The sequence below is a fragment of the Siccibacter turicensis LMG 23730 genome (genome assembly GCF_000463155.2).
GTDB lineage: Bacteria > Pseudomonadota > Gammaproteobacteria > Enterobacterales > Enterobacteriaceae > Siccibacter > Siccibacter turicensis.
Genome location: NZ_AWFZ01000028.1, coordinates 209,647 through 231,694, shown reverse-complemented (window position 1 = coordinate 231,694; position 22,048 = coordinate 209,647). Strand labels below are relative to the sequence as shown.

The 22,048-nt window shown below is 63.0% G+C and carries 18 protein-coding genes and 2 tRNA genes; 11 read left to right on the top strand and 9 right to left on the bottom strand.

Annotation, left to right across the window (positions count from 1 at the left end; all coding sequences use genetic code 11):
- The first annotated feature begins 1 nt into the window (after nucleotide 1).
- The 10 genes from DW58_RS05530 (at nucleotide 2) to DW58_RS05485 (ending at nucleotide 11,023) form a co-directional block, all read left to right on the top strand.
- Nucleotides 2-928, top strand: coding sequence for a respiratory chain complex I subunit 1 family protein (locus tag DW58_RS05530; protein ID WP_024551007.1), 927 nt, complete (start codon nucleotides 2-4; stop codon nucleotides 926-928).
- Between the two features lie 15 nt (nucleotides 929-943).
- Nucleotides 944-2,653 carry a hydrogenase large subunit gene (locus tag DW58_RS05525; RefSeq protein ID WP_024551008.1) on the top strand — a complete coding sequence of 570 codons (1,710 nt, stop codon included), beginning with the start codon at nucleotides 944-946 and terminating at the stop codon, nucleotides 2,651-2,653.
- Between the two features lie 24 nt (nucleotides 2,654-2,677).
- Complete coding sequence (locus tag DW58_RS05520) at nucleotides 2,678-3,220, top strand: formate hydrogenlyase complex iron-sulfur subunit (protein ID WP_024551009.1); 543 nt, start codon at nucleotides 2,678-2,680, stop codon at nucleotides 3,218-3,220.
- Nucleotides 3,217-3,984, top strand: coding sequence for an NADH-quinone oxidoreductase subunit B family protein (locus DW58_RS05515; protein WP_024551010.1), 768 nt, complete (start codon nucleotides 3,217-3,219; stop codon nucleotides 3,982-3,984). The genes DW58_RS05520 and DW58_RS05515 overlap by 4 nt, the downstream gene beginning before the upstream one ends.
- Entirely contained in the window at nucleotides 3,981-4,391 is a 411-nt protein-coding gene (locus DW58_RS05510) for a formate hydrogenlyase maturation HycH family protein (RefSeq protein WP_024551011.1), read from the top strand. Before DW58_RS05515 ends, DW58_RS05510 begins: the two co-directional genes overlap by 4 nt.
- Entirely contained in the window at nucleotides 4,384-4,839 is a 456-nt protein-coding gene (gene hycI, locus DW58_RS05505) for a hydrogenase maturation peptidase HycI (protein ID WP_024551012.1), read from the top strand. Before DW58_RS05510 ends, hycI begins: the two co-directional genes overlap by 8 nt.
- Nucleotides 4,840-5,000: 161 nt before the next feature.
- Nucleotides 5,001-5,546 carry an electron transport protein HydN gene (gene hydN / locus DW58_RS05500; RefSeq protein WP_024551013.1) on the top strand — a complete coding sequence of 182 codons (546 nt, stop codon included), beginning with the start codon at nucleotides 5,001-5,003 and terminating at the stop codon, nucleotides 5,544-5,546.
- A gap of 37 nt (nucleotides 5,547-5,583) precedes the next feature.
- Entirely contained in the window at nucleotides 5,584-7,734 is a 2,151-nt protein-coding gene (fdhF, locus tag DW58_RS05495) for a formate dehydrogenase subunit alpha (protein WP_024562655.1), read from the top strand.
- Nucleotides 7,731-9,986, top strand: a complete 2,256-nt coding sequence (hypF, locus tag DW58_RS05490; RefSeq protein WP_024550844.1) for a carbamoyltransferase HypF — start codon at nucleotides 7,731-7,733, stop codon at nucleotides 9,984-9,986. Before fdhF ends, hypF begins: the two co-directional genes overlap by 4 nt.
- A 14-nt stretch (nucleotides 9,987-10,000) precedes the next feature.
- On the top strand, nucleotides 10,001-11,023 hold the full coding sequence (locus tag DW58_RS05485; RefSeq protein ID WP_024550845.1) for a HoxN/HupN/NixA family nickel/cobalt transporter: 1,023 nt from the start codon (nucleotides 10,001-10,003) through the stop codon (nucleotides 11,021-11,023).
- 49 nt (nucleotides 11,024-11,072) lie between these two features.
- Here DW58_RS05485 and DW58_RS05480 read toward each other — a convergent pair whose 3' ends face one another.
- The 4 genes from DW58_RS05480 to mdtK form a co-directional block, all read right to left on the bottom strand.
- Entirely contained in the window at nucleotides 11,073-12,704 is a 1,632-nt protein-coding gene (locus tag DW58_RS05480; protein ID WP_029592581.1) for a hypothetical protein, read from the bottom strand.
- Nucleotides 12,705-12,871: 167 nt separating this feature from the next.
- Nucleotides 12,872-12,948 (bottom strand) — tRNA-Val (locus tag DW58_RS05475).
- A 14-nt stretch (nucleotides 12,949-12,962) separates the two neighbouring features.
- Nucleotides 12,963-13,039 (bottom strand) — tRNA-Val (locus tag DW58_RS05470).
- Nucleotides 13,040-13,188: 149 nt separating this feature from the next.
- Nucleotides 13,189-14,562: an MdtK family multidrug efflux MATE transporter gene (gene mdtK, locus DW58_RS05465; protein WP_024551139.1), complete on the bottom strand. Its 1,374-nt coding sequence runs from the start codon at nucleotides 14,560-14,562 to the stop codon at nucleotides 13,189-13,191.
- 224 nt (nucleotides 14,563-14,786) lie between these two features.
- Between mdtK and DW58_RS05460 the strand changes: the two genes are divergently transcribed.
- On the top strand, nucleotides 14,787-15,437 hold the full coding sequence (locus DW58_RS05460) for a riboflavin synthase (RefSeq protein ID WP_024551138.1): 651 nt from the start codon (nucleotides 14,787-14,789) through the stop codon (nucleotides 15,435-15,437).
- A 1-nt stretch (nucleotide 15,438) separates the two neighbouring features.
- Here the strand turns inward: DW58_RS05460 and DW58_RS05455 are convergent, their stop codons facing one another.
- From DW58_RS05455 to punC, 5 genes are all read right to left on the bottom strand, one after another.
- Nucleotides 15,439-16,362 carry a LacI family DNA-binding transcriptional regulator gene (locus DW58_RS05455; RefSeq protein ID WP_024562729.1) on the bottom strand — a complete coding sequence of 308 codons (924 nt, stop codon included), beginning with the start codon at nucleotides 16,360-16,362 and terminating at the stop codon, nucleotides 15,439-15,441.
- 43 nt (nucleotides 16,363-16,405) lie between these two features.
- Entirely contained in the window at nucleotides 16,406-17,791 is a 1,386-nt protein-coding gene (locus DW58_RS05450; RefSeq protein WP_024550443.1) for a glycoside hydrolase family 1 protein, read from the bottom strand.
- 25 nt (nucleotides 17,792-17,816) lie between these two features.
- Complete coding sequence (locus DW58_RS05445) at nucleotides 17,817-19,130, bottom strand: PTS sugar transporter subunit IIC (protein ID WP_024550442.1); 1,314 nt, start codon at nucleotides 19,128-19,130, stop codon at nucleotides 17,817-17,819.
- A 169-nt stretch (nucleotides 19,131-19,299) separates the two neighbouring features.
- Nucleotides 19,300-20,448 carry a cyclopropane fatty acyl phospholipid synthase gene (cfa, locus tag DW58_RS05440; protein ID WP_024550441.1) on the bottom strand — a complete coding sequence of 383 codons (1,149 nt, stop codon included), beginning with the start codon at nucleotides 20,446-20,448 and terminating at the stop codon, nucleotides 19,300-19,302.
- Nucleotides 20,449-20,753: 305 nt separating this feature from the next.
- Nucleotides 20,754-21,935, bottom strand: a complete 1,182-nt coding sequence (gene punC / locus DW58_RS05435; RefSeq protein WP_024550440.1) for a purine nucleoside transporter PunC — start codon at nucleotides 21,933-21,935, stop codon at nucleotides 20,754-20,756.
- Nucleotides 21,936-22,048: the final 113 nt, after the last annotated feature.

Sequence of the window (22,048 nt, the reverse complement as noted above, 5' to 3'; positions counted from 1 at the left end):
TATGAATGCGTTGCTGTTTCCACTGGTCCAGGCGCTGCTGATGCTGATGCTGGCCCCGCTGTTTTCCGGGGTGAGCCGCGTGGCGCGCGCCCGGCTGCATAATCGCCGCGGGCCGGGCGTCCTGCAGGAGTATCGTGACCTGTTTAAGCTCGCGTCACGCCAGAGCGTGGCCCCGGCGGCCTCCGGCTGGGTGTTCCGCCTGATGCCGTTTGTCACGGTGGGCGTGATGCTGACTGTCTCCACCGCGCTGCCGGTGGTGTCCCTGGCCTCGCCGCTGCCGCAGACCGGAGATCTGATTACGCTGCTCTATCTGTTCGCCGTGGCGCGTTTCTTCTTTGCCATCGCCGGGCTGGATACCGGCAGCCCCTTTACCGCCCTCGGCGCCAGCCGGGAAGCGCTGCTCGGCGTGCTGGTTGAGCCGATGCTGCTGCTGGGCCTGTGGGTCACCGCCCAGCTCGCCGGTTCCACCCATATCAGCCAGCTTGCGGCGACGGTTTACCACTGGCCGCTGGACCACAGCCTGCCGCTGCTGCTGGCGCTGTGCGCCTGCGCGCTGGCGACGTACATCGAGATGGGCAAGCTGCCGTTCGATCTGGCGGAAGCCGAGCAGGAGTTGCAGGAGGGGCCGCTGTCCGAGTACAGCGGAGCGGGCTTTGCGGTCGTGAAGTGGGGCATCAGCCTCAAGCAGCTGGTGGTGTTGCAGCTGTTTCTCGGGGTGTTTTTACCCTGGGGAGAGATGACGGTGTTTTCAGCCGTCGGGCTGCCCCTGGCGCTGGCCGTCGCGCTGGTGAAGCTGCTGGTAGCGGTGCTGCTTATCGCGTTAGTGGAAAACGGAATGGCGCGCCTGCGGGCCTGCGCCGCGCCGCGAGTGACCTGGGCCGGTTTCGGCTTTGCCTTTTTAGCTTTCGTAGCCTTACTGGCTGCGTGATGTCGGGAACAAATCATGAGTGAAGAAAAAATCGGTCAGGGCTATCTCGCCGCGCTGCATCAGGCCTTTCCGGGCGTGGTGCTGGACGAGGCCTGGCAGACCAAAGACCAGCTGACCATCACGGTAAAAATTAACGGCCTGCCGGAGGTGGTGGAGTACCTCTACTATCAGCAGGGCGGCTGGCTGTCGGTGCTGTTCGGCAACGATGAGCGCCAGCTGTGCGGCAGTTATGCGGTCTACTACGTGCTGTCGATGGAGCAGGGGACAAAGTGCTGGATCACCGTACGCATCGAGGTGGACGCCGCGAACCCGGAGTACCCGTCGGTAACGCCGCGCGTCCCGGCGGCGGTATGGGGCGAGCGCGAGGTGCGCGACATGTACGGCATCACGCCGGTCGGCCTGCCGGACGAGCGCCGTCTGGTGCTGCCGGACGACTGGCCGGAGGCGCTCTATCCGCTGCGCAAGGACAGCATGGACTACCGTCAGCGCCCGGCCCCGACCTCGGACAGCGAAACCTATGAGTTCATCAACGAACTGGGGAGTAAAAAGAACAACGTGGTGCCGATAGGCCCGCTGCACGTTACCTCCGACGAGCCGGGGCACTTTCGCCTGTTTGTTGACGGCGAGAACATCATCGATGCCGACTACCGTCTGTTTTACGTCCATCGCGGCATGGAGAAGCTGGCGGAAACGCGCATGGGCTACAACGAGGTCACCTTTCTGTCGGACCGCGTCTGCGGCATCTGCGGGTTTGCCCACAGCACCGCCTATGCCACCTCGGTGGAGAACGCCATGGGCATCGTGGTGCCGGCGCGCGCGCAGATGATCCGCTCCATTCTGCTGGAGGTGGAGCGGCTGCACTCCCATCTGCTTAACCTCGGGCTGGCCTGCCACTTTGTCGGGTTCGACTCCGGCTTTATGCAGTTTTTCCGGGTGCGCGAAGCCTCCATGAAGATGGCGGAGATCCTCACCGGGGCGCGCAAAACCTACGGGATGAATCTCATCGGCGGCATCCGGCGCGATCTGCTCCGGGACGACATGGTGAAGACCCGACAGCTGGCCCAGCAGATGCGCCGTGAGGTGCAGGAGCTGGTGGAGGTGCTGCTCAGCACCCCGCATATCGAACAGCGCACCGCCGGGATTGGCCGTCTCGACCCGCAGGTCGCCCGGGACTTCAGCAACGTCGGGCCGATGGTGCGCGCCAGCGGCCATGCGCGGGATACCCGGGTCGATCATCCGTTTGCGGGCTACGGCCTGCTGCCGATGACGCTTCACGTGGAGCAGGGCTGCGATGTGATCTCCCGCCTGCGGGTGCGCATCAACGAGGTCTATACCGCGCTGAACATGATCGACTTCGGGCTGGATAACCTGCCCGGCGGCCCGCTGATGGTAGACGGCTTCACCTATATTCCGCACCGCTTTGCGCTCGGCTTCTCCGAAGCGCCGCGCGGGGACGACATCCACTGGAGCATGACCGGCGACAACCAGAAGCTGTGGCGCTGGCGCTGCCGGGCAGCCACCTACGCCAACTGGCCGACGCTGCGCTACATGCTGCGCGGCAACACGGTGTCGGACGCGCCGCTGATCATCGGCAGCCTGGACCCGTGCTACTCCTGCACCGACCGCATGACGGTGGTGGACGTGCGGAAAAAGCGCAGCCAGGTGGTGCCCTATAAAGAGCTCGAACGCTACAGCATCGAGCGCACGAATTCACCGTTGAAATAGGCGCAGCCTGACACCGGAGTCATCATGTTTACCTTTATCAAAAAAGCCCTCGGGCGTGGGGTGGTCACCGGGTCATACCCGCTGGCTCCCATCGAGGTGGAGCGCCACTTTCGCGGCAAGCCGGAGCACGATCCGCAGCAGTGCATCGGCTGCGCCGCCTGCGTCAATGCCTGTCCCTCCAATGCCCTGACGGTGGAAACCGACCTGCCGGGCGGGCAGCTCGCCTGGCAGTTTAACCTGGGGCGCTGCATCTTCTGCGGACGCTGCGAAGAGGTGTGTCCGACCGCGGCGATCCGCCTCTCGCAGGCTTACGAGCTGGCGGTGTGGCAGAAAAGCGATCTGCTCCAGCAGTCGCGCTTCGCACTCTGCCGCTGCCGGGCGTGTCACCGCCCGTGGGCGGTACAGAAAGAGATTGATTACGTTATCGCGCTGCTGATCCACAACGGCGACACCCTGGCCGAGGCGCGGCGCGCCAGCTTTGAAACCTGTCCGGCCTGCAAACGCCAGCAGGGGTTAACCCCCGCCGGCGAAATCGATCTCACCCGCGACCTGAAGGAGGCCCTATGATCGCCTTTCCTGACTCCCGCGACGCCCAGGGGATGCCCCAGCCGCTGCCGGTGGAGGAGTCCATCGCGCGCATGAAAACCGCGCTGCTGAAGAACATCCGGCGTTCGGCGTATGTCTACCGCGTGGACTGCGGCGGCTGCAACGGCTGCGAAATCGAAATTTTCGCCACCCTGTCGCCGCTGTTCGATGCCGAACGCTTCGGCATTAAGGTGGTGCCGTCACCACGCCATGCCGACATTCTGCTGTTCACCGGGGCGGTCACCCGCGCCATGCGCGCCCCGGCGCTGCGGGCCTGGGAAGCCGCGCCGGACCCGAAAATCTGTATCTCTTACGGGGCCTGCGGCAACTCCGGGGGCATCTTCCACGATCTCTACTGCGTCTGGGGCGGCACCGACAAAATCGTGCCGGTAGACGTCTATATTCCGGGCTGCCCGCCGACCCCGGCGGCCACCCTCTACGGCTTTGCCCTGGCGCTCGGCCTGCTGGAGCAGAAGATCCACGCGCGCGCCCCCGGTGAGGCGGACAACCTGCCGACCGCGGTTCTGCATCCGGAGATGGTGCAGCCGCTGCGGGTACGCATTGACCGCGAAGCGCGCTGCCTCGCCGGGTACCGCTACGGGCGCGAGATCGCCGACGGGTTTATCGCCCGGCTGAGCGAGGGCGAAGAACGTGTTGCCGCCTGGCTGGCCGCCGAGAACGACCCACGGCTAAGCGAGATTGTCGCCCGTCTGAGCGCGCTGGTGGCCGGGGAGCGTAGCCGATGAGCGAATGCGTGGTGTTCAGCCAGCTGAGTCGTAAGTTTGTCGATGAAGCCGAAGGCACGCCGCCTGCCGCTCAGCAGGTGATCTACTACGGCCTCGCCATCGGCCATCACCTGGGGGTGATCGACTGCCTGGAAGCGGTGCTGACCTGCGAGTGGCAGGCCTATCTTGCCTGGATAGGCACTCTTGAGGCGGGCAGCGAGGCGCGGCGAAAAATGGAAGGCGTGCCGCGCTACGGGGAGATCGTCATCGACAGTAGCCACGTCATGTTGCTGGCAAACGCCTTCAGCGCGGCGCAGGCGGTGCAGACCGCACAGCAGCAGGCGTGGAGCCGTGACCTGCTCAGCATGCTGCACGATATTCACCAGGAGAACGCCATCTATCTGATGGTAAGGCGGCAGCATGAGTGACGTATTGTTATGCGTGGGTAACAGCATGATGGGCGATGACGGCGCCGGGCCGCTGCTGGCAGAGATGTGCCAGCGCGCCCCGCAGGGCGCGTGGATCGTCATCGACGGCGGCAGCGCCCCGGAAAATGACATCGTTGCGATTCGCGAGCAGCGTCCGGCGCGGTTGTTGATCGTTGATGCCACCGACATGGGGCTGGAACCGGGGGCGATCCGACGCATTGACCCGGCCGACATCGCCGACATGTTTTTGATGACCACCCACTCGATGCCGCTCAGCTATCTGGTGGATCAGCTCAAGGAGGACGTGGGGGAGGTGATTTTCATTGGCATTCAGCCGGACATCGTTGGCTTTTACTACCCCATGACCCCGGCGGTCAACGCGGCGGTGGAGACGGTTTATCAGCGGCTGGCTGACCGCGATGGGCTTGCGCAGTTCGACGCCCTGTAAGACGCCGACGTGCCGACACGGTGGCACTGTCATCGACATTCGTGACGATGACAGTGCCATTTTTATTTCTGATCTTCGTAACCCTCTGTTTTTCAGCAAATTAAATACTGGCACGCTTTGTGTATAGCTAACGCCACTGCTTATCACTGCTGGAAAAAAGGATGAACCGATTCATTATTGCCGATGCCTCTCGCTGCATCGGGTGTCGTACCTGCGAAGTGGCCTGCGTGGTCGCCCATCAGGCGGATCAGGACTGTGCCACCCTGACGCCGCAAACCTTTCTGCCGCGTATTCACGTCATCAAGGGCGTCGATATCTCCACCGCGACCCTGTGCCGCCAGTGCGAAGACGCCCCCTGCGCCAGAGTGTGCCCGAACGGCGCCATCACCCGCGACCGGGACTTTGTCGAAGTCCATCAGTCGCGCTGTATCGGCTGTAAAACCTGCGTCGTGGCCTGCCCGTATGGCGCGATGGAGGTGGTGCTGCGTCCGGTGGTGCGCAACAGCGGCGCGGGTCTCAACGTGCTGAGCGAGAAGGCCGAAGCCAATAAGTGCGACCTGTGCCAGCACAGCGATGACGGCCCGGCCTGTATCCAGGTGTGCCCCACCAACGCCATCGTCTGCGTCGATCGCAGCAAACTTGAACAGCTGAGTCTTGAGAAGCGCCGCCGTGCCGCTCTGGACGGCATCTCTGCGTCCGGCTTTTGAGCCCGATGCCTCGTCTCATTATTAAACGGATTGACCGATGAAAAAGATTACCAGCGTTTGTCCTTACTGCGGCGCGGGCTGCAAACTGAAACTTGTGGTCGAAAACAACCGCATCCTGCGTGCCGAAGCCGCCGAGGGCGTCACCAACCAGAACCAGCTGTGCCTGAAGGGCTACTACGGCTGGGATTTTCTCAACGACACCAAACTGCTGACGCCGCGTCTGACCCAGCCGATGATCCGCTACCAGAAGGGCGGCAAGCTGGAGCCGGTAAGCTGGGACGAGGCGATTCGCTATACCGCTGAGCGTCTGAGCGCGATCCGCGCGCAACACGGGCCGCGCGCCATCATGACCACCGGTTCGTCGCGCGGCACCGGGAATGAAACCAACTACGTGATGCAGAAGTTTGCCCGCGCGGTGCTCAACACCAACAACGTTGACTGCTGCGCCCGCGTCTGCCACGGCCCGAGCGTGGCCGGGTTGCAGGAGACCCTCGGCAACGGCGCAATGAGCAACTCCATTGGCGATCTCGAACACTCAAAATGCCTGCTGGTGTTTGGCTACAACTGCGCCGACTCACACCCCATCGTGGCGCGCCGGGTCATCAAGGCGAAGCAGAACGGGGCGAAAATCATCGTCTGCGATCCGCGCCGCATTGAAACCGCCCGCATCGCCGACCAGCATTTGCAGATCAACAACGGCTGCAACATGGCGCTGGTCAACGCCTTCATCTGGGTGCTGCTGGAGGAGAACCTCTACGACAAAGCCTACGTGGCGCGCTACACCGAGGGGCTGGACGCCCTGCGTGAGACGGTGCGGGACTACGCCCCGGAAAACGTCGAGCACATCACCGGCGTCAGCGCCCGGCAGATCCGCCAGGCGATGCGCACTTACGCGGCCGCGCCGTCGGCCACCATTATGTGGGGCATGGGCGTGACGCAGTTCGGCCAGGCGGTGGACGTGGTGAAAGGGCTCTCCAGCCTGGCGCTGCTCACCGGTAACCTGGGCCGCGAGCACGTGGGCGTTGGCCCGGTACGCGGGCAGAATAACGTGCAGGGCGCCTGCGATATGGGGGTGATCCCGAACCAGTTCCCTGGCTATCAGGACGTGGTGGACCCGGCGGTACGGGAAAAATTTGCCCGCGCCTGGGGCGTTGACCCGGCGCTGATGGACCCGGAGATCGGGGTGCGCATCACCGAAGTGCCGCACCTGGCGCTGGAGGGCAAGGTCAAGGCCTACTACATCATGGGGGAAGACCCGCTCCAGACCGAAGCGGACCTGGGCCTGGTGCGTGAGGGGTTCGAGGCGCTCGATTTTGTGGTGGTGCAGGACATCTTTATGACCAAAACCGCCGAAGCGGCGGACGTGCTGCTGCCCGCCACCTCCTGGGGCGAACACGGCGGGGTGTTTACCTGCGCCGACCGCGGCTTCCAGCGCTTTGAAAAAGCCATCGAACCGCAGTACGACGTGAAGCGCGACTGGGAGATCATCAGCCTGATTGCCCAGGCGATGGGCTACCCGATGCACTATCGCGATAACCAGCAGATCTGGGACGAAATGCGCGAACTCTGCCCGCTGTTCTACGGCGTCACCTATGAAAAAATGGGCGAGCTGGGCCACGTGCAGTGGCCGTGTCCGACCCTGGATCACCCCGGCACGCCGTATCTTTATCAGGGTAACCGCTTCGACACCCCGAGCGGCAAAGGCCAGCTGTTCGCCGCCCCGTGGCGCAAACCCGCCGAAGTGCCGGACGCCGACTACCCGCTGGTGCTCTGCACAGTGCGCGAAGTGGGGCACTACTCCTGCCGCTCCATGACCGGCAACTGCGCGGCGCTGCAAACCCTTGCCGACGAGCCGGGCTTTGTGCAGATCAACCCTCAGGATGCGGCGCAGCTTGGTATCGCCGACCGCCAGCTGGTATGGGTGAACTCCCGTCGCGGGAAGGTGATCAGCCGGGCCGACGTCAGCGAGCGCATCAACGTCGGTACCGTCTACATGACCTATCAGTGGTGGATCGGCGCCTGCAACGAGCTGACCCAGGATAATCTCGACCCGATCTCCAAAACTCCGGAAACCAAATACTGTGCGGTGAAGGTGAGCGCCATTGAGGATCAGGCGTGGGCCGAGAGCTATGCCCAGACCCGCTACAGCGAAATGAAGTCCCGCCTGCGGGACGCGGCGCACGCATGAGCCGCGGTCTGGCGGCGCGAGACGACAGGGGTGCCGACGGCACCCTGATACGTATCCGCGGCAAAGTGCAGGGTGTCGGTTTTCGTCCGGCTGTGTGGCAGCTCGCGCAGGCGCTTTCCCTGCGCGGCGACGTCAGCAATGACGGCGCCGGGGTGGTGGTGCGGCTGCTGGGGGACGGGCAGGCGTTCTGCGCCAGGCTTCGCGAGGCCTGCCCGCCGCTGGCGCGCATTGAGGCGGTGACCGCCTGCGCCTGGCGCTGGGATGCGCCGCCTGATGCCTTCACCATCCTGCCCAGCGGCAGCGGGAAGATGGCCACCCAGATTGTGCCCGATGCCGCGACCTGCCCGGCGTGCCTGCGCGAGATGAACGATCCCGCCGGGCGGCGCTACCGCTATCCGTTTATCAACTGCACCCACTGCGGGCCGCGCTTCACCATTATTCGGGCGATGCCGTATGACCGGCCCAATACCGCGATGGCGCCGTTCGCGCTCTGTCCGGCCTGCGCGCGGGAGTACCGCGATCCGGCTGACCGCCGCTTTCACGCCCAGCCGACCGCCTGCCCGACCTGCGGCCCGCAGATATGCTGGCACGCAAAGGGGAGCCGCGAGGTGCGCGACGCGGCGCTCGACGCGGCGGTGGCGGCCCTGCGCCGCGGGGAGATCGTCGCCGTTAAGGGGCTCGGCGGCTTTCATCTGGCGTGCGACGCGCGAAACGACGCGGCGGTGGCCCGGCTCAGGGTGCGCAAAGCCCGGCCGACAAAACCGCTGGCGGTGATGATCCCCGCCGCGCTGGCCGACAGGCTGCCAGTGACCGCCCGGCGCCTGCTGACCTCCCCGGCGGCGCCGGTGGTGCTGGTGGACAAGGCGTGCCTGGCGCTCAGCGAGGGCATCGCCCCCGGGCTCAACGAGGTGGGGGTGATGCTGGCGTCGAACCCGCTCCAGCATCTGCTGATTCAGGATCTCGGCAGGCCGCTGGTGATGACCTCGGGGAACCGCAGCGGGCAGCCACCGGCGCTGACCAACGATCAGGCGCTGCAATCGCTGCGCGGCATCGCCGACGGCTGGCTGCTGCACAACCGGGACATCCTGCAGCGCATGGACGACTCGGTGGTACGCCCCAGCGGCGAGATGCTGCGCCGCGCCAGGGGCTACGTGCCCGACGCGCTGCCACTGCCGCCGGGGTTTCACGACGTGCCGCCGCTGCTGTGCCTTGGGGCGGACATGAAAAACACCTTCTGCATGGTGCGCGGCGACCAGGCGGTGCTCAGCCAGCATCTCGGGGACCTGGGGGATGCGGCGGTGGAGGCCCAGTGGCAGCAGGCGCTGGTCACCCTTGGGGCAATCTGGGATTTCACCCCGCAGCAGGTGGTCACCGACGCCCATCCGGGCTACCGCAGCGTTCAGCTCGGGGCGCAGATGGGGCTGGCGTCGCTGACCGTTCATCACCATCACGCCCATGCTGCGGCGTGCCTGGCCGAGCACGGATGGCCGCGCGATGGCGGGACGGTGATTGCCCTGGCGCTGGACGGCCTCGGCTGGGGGGACGACGGCACGCTGTGGGGCGGGGAGTGCCTGGCGGTCAACTATCGCACCAGCGTGCGGTGCGGCGGGCTACCCGCGGTGCCGCTGCCGGGGGGCGATCTCTGCGCCCGGCAGCCGTGGCGTAACCTGCTCGCCCAGTGGCAGACCTTTGTCCCGGACTGGGCGCAGCGCCCCGAGGCGACGGCGCTGTCACACCTGCCGTGGCAGCCGCTGGCACGGGCGATGGCGCGCGGCATTAACGCTCCGCTGGCCTCCTCGGCCGGGCGGTTGTTTGACGCGGTAGCTTGTGCGGTGGGCTGCGCCCCGGCCTTCCAGACCTACGAGGGGGAGGCCGCCTGTCGGCTGGAAGCCCTGGCGCTGAGCGCGGCGCCGCCCACCCACCCGGTGACGCTCCCGCTGCACGGCAACCACCTCGATCTGGCGGTTTTCTGGCAGCAGTGGCTGGCGTGGCGCGCCACCCCCGGCGAACGTGCCTGGGCGTTTCATGACGCGCTGGCCCAGGGGCTGGCAGAGCTGGCACGGCGCGAAGCGCGGCGGGCCGGGACGCGCACCGTCGTCTGCTGCGGCGGGGTGATGCACAACCGGCTGCTGCGCGCCCGGCTGGCGCACTGGTTACACGATGTTGACGTGCTGTTTCCGCAGCGGCTTCCCGCCGGGGACGGTGCGATTGCTTTTGGTCAGGCGGTCATTGCCGCCGCGACACTCTTCTGAACGGGACTATCACCATGTTAATCCAACGTATTACTTCTCATCCCCGCGCCGCGCTGTTGCTGCTGGCGCTGGGCGTCGCTAACCTTGCCGCCTGGGGGATGGCGCTGACGCTGTTTAGCCATACACCGACGCTGATGGCCGCCAGCCTGCTGGCCTGGAGCTACGGGCTGCGTCACGCGATGGATGCGGATCACATCGCCGCCATCGACAACGTCACCCGCAAATTGATGCAGCAGGGGCGACGTCCCACCGGCGTCGGGGCGTGGTTCTCCCTCGGTCACTCCAGCATCGTGATGCTGGCCTGCATCGCCATTGCCGCTACCGCCACGGCGTTCAGCCGCCATCTGGCCTGGCTTCATGATACCGGCGGCACGATTGGCACCGCGGTATCGGCGCTGTTTTTACTGGCGATGGCGCTGGTCAACCTGGCGATCCTGCGCGGGGTGTGGCGCAGCTTCAGGCGCATGACCCGCGGCGAGGCGGGGGTCGACGCGACGGACGGGGTGCCGGGTGGGGCGATGAGCTGGCTGTTTCGTCCGGCGTTCCGGCTGGTCAGTAAGAGCTGGCACATGTATCTGGTGGGCTTTCTGTTTGGCCTCGGCTTTGACACCGCCACGGAGGTCGGCGTGCTGGGGCTCTCCGCCGCCAGCGCCACGCATGGCATGTCGGTGTGGGCGATTCTGGTGTTTCCGGTACTGTTCACCAGCGGCATGGCGCTGATCGACACCCTCGACAGCCTGATGATGGTGGGCGCCTACGGCTGGGCATACCACAAGCCGCAGCGCAAGCTCTACTACAACATGACCATCACCGGCAGTTCGATGGCCATCGCCCTGTTTATCGGCGGGCTGGAAGCGCTGGGGCTGTTAATGGATAAGCTCGGGCTGGAGGGCGGGGTATGGCAGGTGGTTGGCGCGCTGAATGCGCAGATGGGCAACGCCGGGTTCATCGTCACCGGCCTGCTGGCGGTGTGCTGGGGCCTGTCGTTTCTCACCTATCGGCTGAAAGGGTATGACGCGCTGACGGTGCGCGGCTAGCCGGTTGACCCCGGCAACAGCGGTGTCGCTGTTGCCAGGGATGACGGCGTTACTCTACCGCAGCGTCGCTCTGGCGCACCGCGCCGGTGCGGCGCAGGTTACCGAGGGTGAACAGCAGCCGGTTTTTATTCTGTTCGAAGGTATAGATCGCGGTAAGCGGTACGGCGGTGACCACCAGCCCGGTCAGCACGTCGGTGATCTGGTGGTTGAATTTGTTGAGCAGCGGCACGGTGGCGATGGCGTTGCCAATCACCCGGGCGACGTAAAGCCCGACGATACCCGCCGCCGCGCCGGCGAGGATAACCTTGATGTTCGCCAGCTTGTCCGGCTCCTTGCTCGCCAGCACGCGCACGCAGCGCACGGTGCTGAGGGTACACTCCCGGATCAGCGCCAGCACAAACGCCGGCATTTTGACGATCAGGGAGATAAGGATCTGCGGAATGACGCTGAGCGCGCCGCTGATGCCGCTCTCAATGCCGAGCGCGCGGGCGCGGGCCCAGATCTGACGCTCCTCCACGCGCGCCGTCAGCCGCGTTTTGATGCGTTCACTCATCTGCTGGGCGTTTTTCACCCAGCCGTCGCTGTTGATCATCCGGCCCTCCTGCGAGAGGCCTTTGATCTCATCGATGAAAATGTCCACGGTTTCAAGAACGATCAGCCCTACCACCTGCTGGGCCGCCATGGTCGCCCCGGTTTTCGCCATCGTGACGCCCACCTCTTTTGCGGCTTCCAGACGATGGTGCTGCTGATGGGCGTGGGCGCGGTCCAGCGCCTCCTGCACATCATTTTTGTTCACCGTCACGGTTTTGATCTGGCCATCTTTTTGGGTGATATCAACGTGAATCAGCGCGGGGTCAAGAGGGTCGACACGCCCGTTATTTTGCAGGTAGGTATTCACGTCTGCGGCCTTCATGGAGCGGTTGAGCGAGGCATCGGCAAAGACCAGGTTGTCAGGGGAATTAATCAGGCTGTAAAACGCCTCGTCGGTGGTACCCATGCGGATAAGCAGATCGTCGTAGAAGGCTTTTTTCGCCACCACGTGCTCGATATCGGCGCTGTACGGGTCGAGCGGGTCGGCGCGGTTGTAGCCGTTCTCCAGCAGGGACCACTCGGCCCGGGCTTCATAGCGCGTATCCTTCATCGCGGCGAAGTGCGGGTCATCGGTCATGGCATTCCCGGCGCGGGTGCGGAAGGTGGTATAGCTTTCCGACAGGTTGCTGTACTTCGCCGCGCTGTGGGCGTCGATCTCCTGCATCACGCCGCCCAGCGCAAATGAGGCGATGGCCCGGCGCATCGCTTCCCGTCGGCACTGCTCGAAAATATCGTCTATGGTGGCTGCCGGTACCGGCAGCCTGCTGCGCACGTCGTCGATCATCTCCAGGGTGGATTTATCAACTTCAAACGTGGTGCGGTACATCTCGCTGATGCGGGCGCTGCTGAGGGATTTATAGGTGACGAACTTGTGCTTGTAGTACTCTTTTTTCTTCAGTTCGCTGTAGTTGAAGTTGCGAATCTCTTCCGAGGTGCTGACCGCCTTTGCCCGGGTGGCGTCAAAGGCGACCCGGGCCGCGGAGGTGGTGGTGCCCGACACCGTCTGCACCGTTTCCGTCACGCTGCTGGCCGCGCCGGCAAGTTTACCTTTCAGCCCCTGCAATGATAATTTTTTATTCAGCAACCCCATCAACGCATCCTCGTTATTCGTAGCGGAATAAAGGGGTTATCGGCAGTAATCGGAAAAGTCTTATCAGGAACAGGGAGATAACGGGTGTTTTTTTCGACGAGTGTGATGCAGCACGCGGGAAATAGCGCGTTGGGAAAACAGGGAAGTGATACGGGAGAAAAGATGAATGGTGCGTCCGAGTGGACTCGAACCACCGACCCCCACCATGTCAAGGTGGTGCTCTAACCAACTGAGCTACGGACGCACTGAGAAGAGAAATGGTGCGTTCAATTGGACTCGAACCAACGACCCCCACCATGTCAAGGTGGTGCTCTAACCAACTGAGCTATGAACGCACTGACTGTCGCTGACAGCGGGGACGAATATTAGCGATCCGCCTGCCGCCTGGCAAGCGCTAAATGGCAATTTTCTCACTGAATTCACGCGATTGCTGCGCATCTGCGCAAAATGGAGAGAAAGTAGCCGCCCACAGGCGGCTCGGGCCTTAACGCGATGCGCGCTGTAAAATAACCGCGTGCGGCTGACGCTGCAGGAAGCGCATCCGCGTCATCATCAGCACCGCCGCAGAGGTCAGCCCGATGATAAAGCCCATCCAGAATCCGGCCGGGCCCATCGGCGGCACCACCCAGTCGGTGAGCGCCAGAATGTAGCCCGACGGCAGCCCCAGCACCCAGTAGGCGGTGAAGGTGATATAGAAGATCCAGCGGGTGTCCTTGTAGCCGCGCAGAATGCCGCTGCCGATCACCTGGATGGAGTCGGAGAGCTGATAGATGGCCGCCAGCAGCATCAGCTGCGACGCCAGCGCGACCACCGCCGGGTTGTCGTTGTACAGCAGGGCAATTTGCTCGCGCAGCGTTACGGTGAACAGCGCCGTCACGCACGCCATGCCGACACCCACCATCAGGCCGGTGAGGGCAGAGGTCTTGGCCTGCTCCGCCGAGCCCTGGCCCAGACGGTAGCCGACGCGAATGGTCACGGCCATCGCCAGCGACAGCGGCAGGACGAACATCAGCGAGCTGAAGTTAAGCGCGATCTGGTGGCCGGCCACGTCAACGATTCCCAGCGGCGACACCAGCAGGGCCACCACGGCAAACAGCGTCACCTCAAAGAACAGCGCCAGCGCAATCGGCAGGCCAAGCTGGGTCAGACGCTTCAGCACCTGCCAGTCCGGCTTCTCGAAGCGCGAATCGGCGGTGATGTCGCGCATGGAGCGCGCGCGGCGCACCCACAGCGTCATGCAGAGGTACATCACCCAGTAGACCGCGGCGGTTGCCACACCGCAGCCGACGCCGCCCAGCTCCGGCATGCCGAAATGGCCGTAGATGAAAATATAGTTAAGCGGGATGTTCACCAGCAGCCCGATAAAGCCCATCACCATGCCGGGCTTGGTTTTCGCCAGCCCTTCGCACTGGTTACGCGCCACCTGGAAGAGCAGGTAGCCCGGTACGCCCCACACCAGCGCGCGCAGGTAGCCCACCGCGATATCCGCCATTTTCGGGTCGATATCATGCATGGCGTGAATGATATGACCGGCGTTCCACAGCACCACCATCACCAGCACCGACGAGAAGCCCGCCAGCCAGTAGCCCTGACGCACCTGGTGGGCGACGCGATCGCGACGGCCCGCACCGTTAAGCTGCGCGATGGTGGGGGTCAGCGCCAGCAGCAGGCCGTGGGCGAAGAGGATCGCCGGCAGCCAGATAGAGGTGCCGATGGCGACCGCCGCCATGTCGGTGGCGCTGTAGCCGCCGGCCAGCACGGTATCAACAAAACCCATCGATGACTGCGCGACCTGCGCAAGGATCACCGGTATCGCCAGAGCGAGTAACTGACGCGCTTCGCTGGAGTACTTCTGCACGTGAACACCTGTATTGTTGTTATATGAGAGACAAAAAAGCCGCCATACGTGGCAGCAAGAAGAGAGTGCGGGGAATTGCTGACTATTGTAGCGTCAGTTATTCATTAAGCCAGTGAAATAGTGCACGAAAAGTGACGCGGGCTGGCAAGGGGATTTTCCACCTGTTATTGTGCTGAACAGAGCGTTGCGGCGCAGACCGCGTTACGGATTGAGGAGAGAGAATAATGTTTACGGGTATCGTACAGGGCACCGCAAAAGTGGTCAGCATCGACGAAAAACCGAACTTCCGCACCCATGTGGTGGAACTGCCGGACGACCTGCTGCCGGGCCTGGAAACCGGTGCCTCGGTGGCGCACAACGGCTGCTGCCTGACGGTAACGGAGATCAACGGCAACCGGGTCAGCTTCGATCTGATGAAAGAGACGCTGCGCGTCACCAACCTTGGCGAACTGCGCGAGGGCGACGTGGTAAACATCGAGCGTGCCGCGAAGTTCAACGATGAGATCGGCGGCCACCTGATGTCCGGCCATATCATGACCACCGCCGAGGTGGCGAAAATCCTCACCTCTGAGAACAACCGCCAGATCTGGTTCAGGCTCCAGCAGCCGGAGCTGATGAAGTACATTCTGCAGAAGGGTTACATCGGGGTGGACGGCATCAGCCTGACGGTCGGGGAGACCACCGCGACGCGCTTCTGCGTACACCTGATCCCGGAAACGCTGCAGCGCACCACGCTTGGTAGCAGAAAGCTGGGTCAGCGGGTCAACATTGAGATCGACCCGCAGACACAGGCGGTAGTGGATACCGTCGAGCGCGTGATGGCCAGCCGTGAAGCGGCCATTGCTGCTGCGGTGCAGGACGCCGCCGAGCAGTAAGTTAGTCGCACAGCAGGGTGCCGCGCACCCTGTCTGACGGGTCGCCCAGCCCCAGCAGCCGGGCGACCGCCCGCCGCGCAATCCCTTCCAGCGAATACTCAATGGCCGGAATCGCTGCCTGGCCAGGCAGACGCGTACTGCCGTCCAGACTGAACACCAGCACCTGCTCCGGCACCCGAATCTGGTAGTCGTCCAGCATTGCCATCGCCTCCTGCGCCTGCGCATCATCGGTCACCAGCAGGGCGTTAAACTTCACGCCGCTGTTGATGAGCTTTTGCAGCGCCAGCCGCAGGCTGCTTTCGCCCTCGATCACCCGCTGACGGTTAAACGGGATGAGGTGGTTCTCCGCCGCTTCGCGATAGCCCAGCAGCGTCTCCTGCGCCGCCTCGCCGCCGCTGAAGTTGATCAGCGCGATATCCCGACGCTGATGGCGGCTCAGGTACTCCACCGCCGTTTGCGCCGCGAAGCGCCGGTCGCAGGAGATGCTCAGCGCCGCCGGGGCGCTCAGGCAGTCAATGAAAATGACCTCCTCTTGCATGTCGGGCAGCGCAAAGCGCGCCCCCACCACCAGCAGGGCATCGCACAGCCCGCCGGAGAGCTCATCCACGGCCTGCGTCACCGCATGGGCATCGCTGGCAAAGCGCAGCAGCAGGTGCTTGCGATGCTGGCTCAGCTGCTTCTCCAGCGCCTGAAGGTAGCCGGTAGACTGCTGAACGTGCTCGGTGGCGCAGATCACCCCGATGCAGTGGGTGGTCTGGTTGGTGAGCGAGCGGGCGATGGCGCTGGGCTTATAGTTGAGCGCGTCGGCGGCGCGCAGCACCGCCAGACGGCTGGCTTCCTTTACGCCGCGGCTGCCGCTCAGTACCCGCGACACTGTGGCTTTAGACACCTGGGCCAGTCGCGCGACGTCGTTAATATTGGACATGGTCGTTTCCTGCAAAGCAGGCGGGCATGATGCCCGCCGTAAGCTACTCGTCAAAGCCGTTGCGTTCCGCCGTCTGGCTGAACCACTCCCCGCTGCGCTTCATGGTGCGCTTTTGGGTGTCGAGATCGAGGGAGACAAATCCGTAGCGGTTCTTATAGGCGTTACACCAGGACCAGTTATCGATAAAGGTCCACATATGATAGCCCAGACAGTTGCTGCCTTCGCTGATGCCTTTATGCAGCCACTTCAGGTGCTCGCGAACGAACTCAATGCGGTACTGGTCATCGATCTTGCCGTCTTTTTCAAAACGCTGCTCATTTTCCACCCCCATGCCGTTTTCCGAGATGTAGCAGCGCGGGTTGCCGTAGTTTTCCCGCAGGTTGGTGAGGATGTCATAGATGCCGCGCTCGTAAATTTCCCAGCCGCGATACGGGTTCATTTTACGGCCCGGCATCTCATAGGCGCTGAAGAACCACTCCGGCATAAAGGGGCTGGCCGGGTTCACCGCATCGTCCCGGCACTTGATGCGCCGCGGCTGGTAGTAGTTAACGCCGAGCAGATCCACCACGCCGTCGCGAATGCACGCCGCATCCTCCGGCTGGCAGGCCGGCAGCATGTCGTACTCCCGCAGCAGGGCGACCAGATCCTCGGGATAGCTGCCGCGCAGCACCGGGTCGAGGAAGCTGCGGTTAAAGAACAGATCGGCGATGTGCGCCGCCTTGACGTCCGCCGGATGCTGCGAGCGCGGGTAGGAGGGGGTGAGGTTAAGAATGATGCCAATCTCCCCGTCACGACCGCTGTCACGCCAGGCCTTCACCGCCCGGGCGTGGGCGAGCACCGTGTGATAGGCCACGCTGGCGGCGCGACGGAAATCCACCACGTTCGGGTAGTGGAAATCGTACAGGTAGCCGCCTTCCACCGGCACCACCGGCTCGTTGAAGGTAAACCAGGTTTTTACCCGGTCGCCAAACAGCGAGAAGCAGGTGCGGGCATAGTGTTCATAGGCGTCCACCACCTCGCGGCTCTCCCAGCCGCCTTTCTCCTGCATCACCATCGGCATATCAAAGTGGAACAGGTTGATGAACGGGGGGATCCCCTGGGCCAGCAGCTCATCGATCACCTGGTTATAGAACGCGACCGCCTCGGGGTTAACCTCACCCGTCCCGTCCGGGATCAGCCGCGCCCAGGAAATTGAGGTGCGGAAACTGTTGTGGTTGAGCTGCTTGAGCAGGGCGATATCCGCCTTCCAGTTCTGGTAGAAGGTAGAGGTATCTGCCGGGCCGACGCCCTGATGGAAGCGCTCCGGCTGGGCGTCAAACCAGTGATCCCAGACGGTGGGGCTTTTACCATAGCGCAGGCTTTCACCTTCGGTTTGCGGCGCGGAGCTTGCGCTGCCCCACCAGAAATTCTTCGGAAAAACGTAGTCCATTGCATCCTCTCAGGGTGAGAAAAAATCAGCTTGCAGTGACAGTGTCACTTTTAACGTTATCGTTGGCTTCCTGCTGGAGCAGGGTGCGCTCGTAGGCTTTCAGGAACGGGTAGTACATCAGCGCCGACATCACCATGCACACCAGGCACATTATCACCGGGCTGACCGCCCAGTTGGCGGCCCAGGAGGCACCAATTGGCGCTGGGGTGGTCCACGGGGTCAGGGAAACCACCTGCGCCACCCAGCCAAGTTTAGTCGCGGTCCAGGCGAGGATGGCGTTGACCATCGGGATCAGCGTAAACGGCAGGAAAAAGACCGGGTTCATGATCACCGGGGCGCCAAACAGAATCGGCTCGTTGATGTTAAAGAAGCTCGGCACCACGCCCATCTTGCCGATGGTGCGCAGGTGCACCGCCCGGCTGCGCAGCAGCAGCAGCGCCAGCGGCAGGGTGGAGCCCACGCCGCCAATCAGCAGATAGTGGTCCCAGAAGCCCTGGAGATAGACGTGCGGCAGCGCGCTGCCCGCCGCCAGCGCCGCCTGGTTGGCCGACAGGTTAGCCATCCAGAACGGGTTCATGATGCCGGTGACGATAAGCGCCCCGTGAATGCCGGCAAACCACAGGATCTGGCAGATCAGCACCGAAATCAGCACCGCCGGCAGGGAGTCCGAGGCGGCGACCAGCGGGGAAACCAGATGCATGATGGCTTCCGGCAGGATCATCCCGGTGGTGCTCTCAATAATCAGATTCAGCGGGTGCAGGGTGGCGATAATCACCACTACCGGAATGAGGATCTCAAACGAGCGCGCCACGCCGGTTGGCACCTCTTTCGGCAGGCGAATGGTGATATTGCGCCGCTTCAGCAGGGCGTACATTTCGCTGGCGTAGATAGCAGTAATCAGCGCGGTGAAGATGCCCTGACCGGAGAAGTACTGGGTGGAGATCTGCCCGTCTTTGTAAGGGGCGGCCACCAGCAAAAACGCCATAAAGGCCAGCAGACCGGTCATGGTCGGATCGAGCTTGTAGTGTTTACCGAGGCTGGCACCGATGCCAACCGAGATGAAAAAGGTCATCACCCCCATGCTGAGATTGAACGGCAGCATCAGCTGTTCGCGGTATTTCAGCGACAGATCCAGCCAGCCGCGGCAGAAGGCGTTTTGCGTATCGGGGGAGAAGGGCGGAAAGATAAACACCAGCAGAAACGAACCAATAATCATAAACGGCAGCGCGGCGAGAAAGCCGTCGCGGATCGCGACCACGTGCCGTTGCGAGCCCATCGCACCGGCCAGTGGGGTAATTTTGTTTTCGATAACATGGACCATGTTCTGATACAGGCTCATGACGTTTTCCTTGTGATGTCGTAGGGGCGTCATGATTGTGAAACAACATGGAAACCGGTTTCCAACGCATAATGACTTAATTGTTAAGCAGATCACTACCGGCGAGATAAGGTGTGGGAAACCGTGAGAAAGGTCACACCTTCCCCGACAGGGTCGGGGAGAGGCGTCATTAACGTGCTACGCGCAGGCCGTTTTCCACGCCGCGGCTGAATACCACCTGCCACAGCTGGATGTCACGCGCCCGAAACGCCCCGGCACAGGCGTTCAGGTAGTAGGTGAACATGCGGTAAAAACGCTCGGAGTAGTTATCGGCGATCTCCGGCCAGGCGGCCTGGAAACGCGCATACCACGCCATCAGCGTTTTATCGTAGTCCGGGCCGAAGTTGTGCCAGTCTTCCATCACGAAGTGCTTTTCCGCCGCGTTCGCGATGTGGCGTACCGACGGCAGGCAGCCGTTGGGGAAGATGTACTTGTTGATCCAGGGATCGACGTTGTTATCGGTGGTGCGCGACCCGATGGTATGGAGCAGGAACAGGCCGTCGGGTTTGAGGTTACGATCCACCACCTCGAAATAGGTGGCGTAGTTTTTCGGACCAACGTGCTCAAACATCCCTACCGAAACCACCCGGTCGAACTGCTCGTTGAGATCGCGATAATCCTGCAGACGGATAGTGACGTCCAGCCCTGCGCAGCGCGCCTGGGCCATCTTCTGCTGCTCGGCAGAGATGGTGACGCCGTGCACGCTCACGCCGTAGTGGCGCGCCGCATACTCCGCCAGCCCGCCCCAGCCGCAGCCGACATCCAGCAGCGTCATGCCCGGCTTCAGCTCCAGCTTTTCACAGATGAGTTTCAGCTTGGCCTGCTGGGCATCCGCCAGATTGTCGGCGGTTTTCCAGTAGCCGCAGGAGTACTGCATCGCCGGATCGAGCATGCGGCTGAACAGGTCGTTGCCGAGATCGTAGTGCTCTTTGCCCACCATCCAGGCACGCTTGCGGCTTTGCAGGTTAAACAGACGGGCCCCGAGGATGCGCAGGGTATCTTTGAAATGATGCGGAAGCTGCTTTTCCAGCCCGGCGCGCAGCACGCGGGTGAAAAAGAGATCGAGCCGGTCGCAGTCCCACCAGCCGTCCATGTAGCTCTCGCCGAGGCCCAGCGAGCCTTCCTGCAGAACGCGTTTAAAAAAGTGCGGGTTGTGAACCGTAATATCGCCGGGGGCGCTGCCGTTGATGTGAACGTCCGCGCGGCTGAGCAGCTCGTTAACGATACGGTACCACTCGTTATTCTGTGTGCTGACTTCTTCTATACATGATGAACTCATAGCTTCTCCATCACCCACCTGTGATCGGAACCTTAAAACAGCGTAGTCGCAATTTCAGGAATGAGAGAATTATCACGGTTTACACCGCGTGCCTGATTTCTGACGATGAACAGAGGAAGGGATGAAAACCCTTGCCAGAATTGCCGTCCGTGGTGATGAGGGGCGTTCCAAACCCCCCGTTTCTGCTTGATTTTAGGGTACTACCGGGTGCAGAAACGGGGATCAGTATAGGCCCCGCTGCGGGGGGGTTCAAGATTAAATCTTAGCAAACTAATTAGGCGAGAATAACATTATCGCCTGAGTTATTACTCCTGCACAGCGACAGGCGACGCGGCGGGGGCGACGGCCTGAAGCTTCCAGCCAAGGGCGACCAGCACGATGGTGCCCAGCATCACGCCGGTAGTGGCCGCCAGTGGCCAGGCGACCAGCGCCGATACCACCAGACTTGCCAGGAAGCACAGCCCCAGCTGCAGGGTGTTTTGCAGCGCCGCTGCACGGCCGGTAGCCTGCGGGAAGGGCAGCAGCGCGGCAGCCACCACGATGGGGTAGATGGCACCGTTGGCCATCGCCATCACGCAGAACGGGATCAGCAGCAGCGTCAGCGACGGGGTTGCCAGCAGGCCCACCGCCCAGGTGGCGGCGACGCTCAGGGCAAAGGCGATCAACAGCCAGGGCAGCATGCGTGGGCCGGACCACTTCTGCAGCGCGCTACGACAGCCGTAGCCACCAATCAGAAACGCGATGGTCTGCGGAACATAGCTCAGACCGATAATGCCGGGGCCGTAGCCCATTTCGCTCAGGATAAACGGCGAGCCGGTCAGCCAGGCGAAGAAGCTGGCGGAGCAGGCGGCGTAGATCAGCACGTTGCCGCTGAACACCCGCGACCGCAGCAGGGCGCCAAAGCGCAGGGCCGGTGCATCGGCGGCGGCAGCTTTTTTCGGCAGCGGCTTCAGGCGCAGGGCCGGGATCATCAGCGCCACGGTAATGGCGAACAGCACCACGAAAATGGTCTGCCAGCCGCTGTGGCTGAGGATGAAGCTGCCTAGCAGCGGGGCGAGGGCAGGCGAGAGCCCTACCAGCGGCATGATGGTGGCGAAAATGCGCCGGGCGTTCATCGGGTAGTAATCGGTCACCAGCGCCTGCCAGATCACCGCGGCGGCACACACCCCCAGCGCCTGAATAAAGCGCAGCACCAGCAGGCCGGTGGCGCTCTCCACCCACACCATGCCGAGGCTCGCGAGGGCAAAAATAGCCAGGCCGATCAGCAGAATCGGGCGGCGGCCATAGCTGTCAGAGAGCGGTCCCCACAGCAGCTGCGCCAGCGCAAAGCCGGCCAGGAACAGGCTCAGGCTGGCGCTCACCGCGGCGGGCTGGACCTGTAAATCCTGCTGTATCGCGGCAAAGGCCGGCAGGTACATGTCGGTTGCCAGAAAGCCGAGCACGCTCAGCCCGGCAAGCCAGAATAAAAATCCTTTAGATGGTCGCATGGTATTTCTCGTTTTAACGGCGGCAGGTTGACGGGGCGTGAGTGTAAGAAGTGCGTTCCGGCTTGTGAAACGGTAATATTTGCAGGTTGCATTCAAAAATTTTGCAGGCAAAA

Excerpts from the sequence above, each read along its gene's own strand:
- DW58_RS05455 (WP_024562729.1), bottom strand. The coding sequence starts at position 16,362 with ATGTCCAATATTAACGACGTCGCGCGACTGGCCCAGGTGTCTAAAGCC.
- fdhF (WP_024562655.1), top strand. The coding sequence starts at position 5,584 with ATGAAAAAGATTACCAGCGTTTGTCCTTACTGCGGCGCGGGCTGCAAA.
- hydN (WP_024551013.1), top strand. The coding sequence starts at position 5,001 with ATGAACCGATTCATTATTGCCGATGCCTCTCGCTGCATCGGGTGTCGT.
- hycI (WP_024551012.1), top strand. The coding sequence starts at position 4,384 with ATGAGTGACGTATTGTTATGCGTGGGTAACAGCATGATGGGCGATGAC.
- DW58_RS05510 (WP_024551011.1), top strand. The coding sequence starts at position 3,981 with ATGAGCGAATGCGTGGTGTTCAGCCAGCTGAGTCGTAAGTTTGTCGAT.
- DW58_RS05515 (WP_024551010.1), top strand. The coding sequence starts at position 3,217 with ATGATCGCCTTTCCTGACTCCCGCGACGCCCAGGGGATGCCCCAGCCG.
- DW58_RS05485 (WP_024550845.1), top strand. The coding sequence starts at position 10,001 with ATGTTAATCCAACGTATTACTTCTCATCCCCGCGCCGCGCTGTTGCTG.
- DW58_RS05460 (WP_024551138.1), top strand. The coding sequence starts at position 14,787 with ATGTTTACGGGTATCGTACAGGGCACCGCAAAAGTGGTCAGCATCGAC.
- DW58_RS05530 (WP_024551007.1), top strand. The coding sequence starts at position 2 with ATGAATGCGTTGCTGTTTCCACTGGTCCAGGCGCTGCTGATGCTGATG.
- DW58_RS05450 (WP_024550443.1), bottom strand. The coding sequence starts at position 17,791 with ATGGACTACGTTTTTCCGAAGAATTTCTGGTGGGGCAGCGCAAGCTCC.
- DW58_RS05480 (WP_029592581.1), bottom strand. The coding sequence starts at position 12,704 with ATGGGGTTGCTGAATAAAAAATTATCATTGCAGGGGCTGAAAGGTAAA.
- DW58_RS05445 (WP_024550442.1), bottom strand. The coding sequence starts at position 19,130 with ATGAGCCTGTATCAGAACATGGTCCATGTTATCGAAAACAAAATTACC.
- punC (WP_024550440.1), bottom strand. The coding sequence starts at position 21,935 with ATGCGACCATCTAAAGGATTTTTATTCTGGCTTGCCGGGCTGAGCGTG.
- cfa (WP_024550441.1), bottom strand. The coding sequence starts at position 20,448 with ATGAGTTCATCATGTATAGAAGAAGTCAGCACACAGAATAACGAGTGG.
- hypF (WP_024550844.1), top strand. The coding sequence starts at position 7,731 with ATGAGCCGCGGTCTGGCGGCGCGAGACGACAGGGGTGCCGACGGCACC.
- DW58_RS05520 (WP_024551009.1), top strand. The coding sequence starts at position 2,678 with ATGTTTACCTTTATCAAAAAAGCCCTCGGGCGTGGGGTGGTCACCGGG.
- DW58_RS05525 (WP_024551008.1), top strand. The coding sequence starts at position 944 with ATGAGTGAAGAAAAAATCGGTCAGGGCTATCTCGCCGCGCTGCATCAG.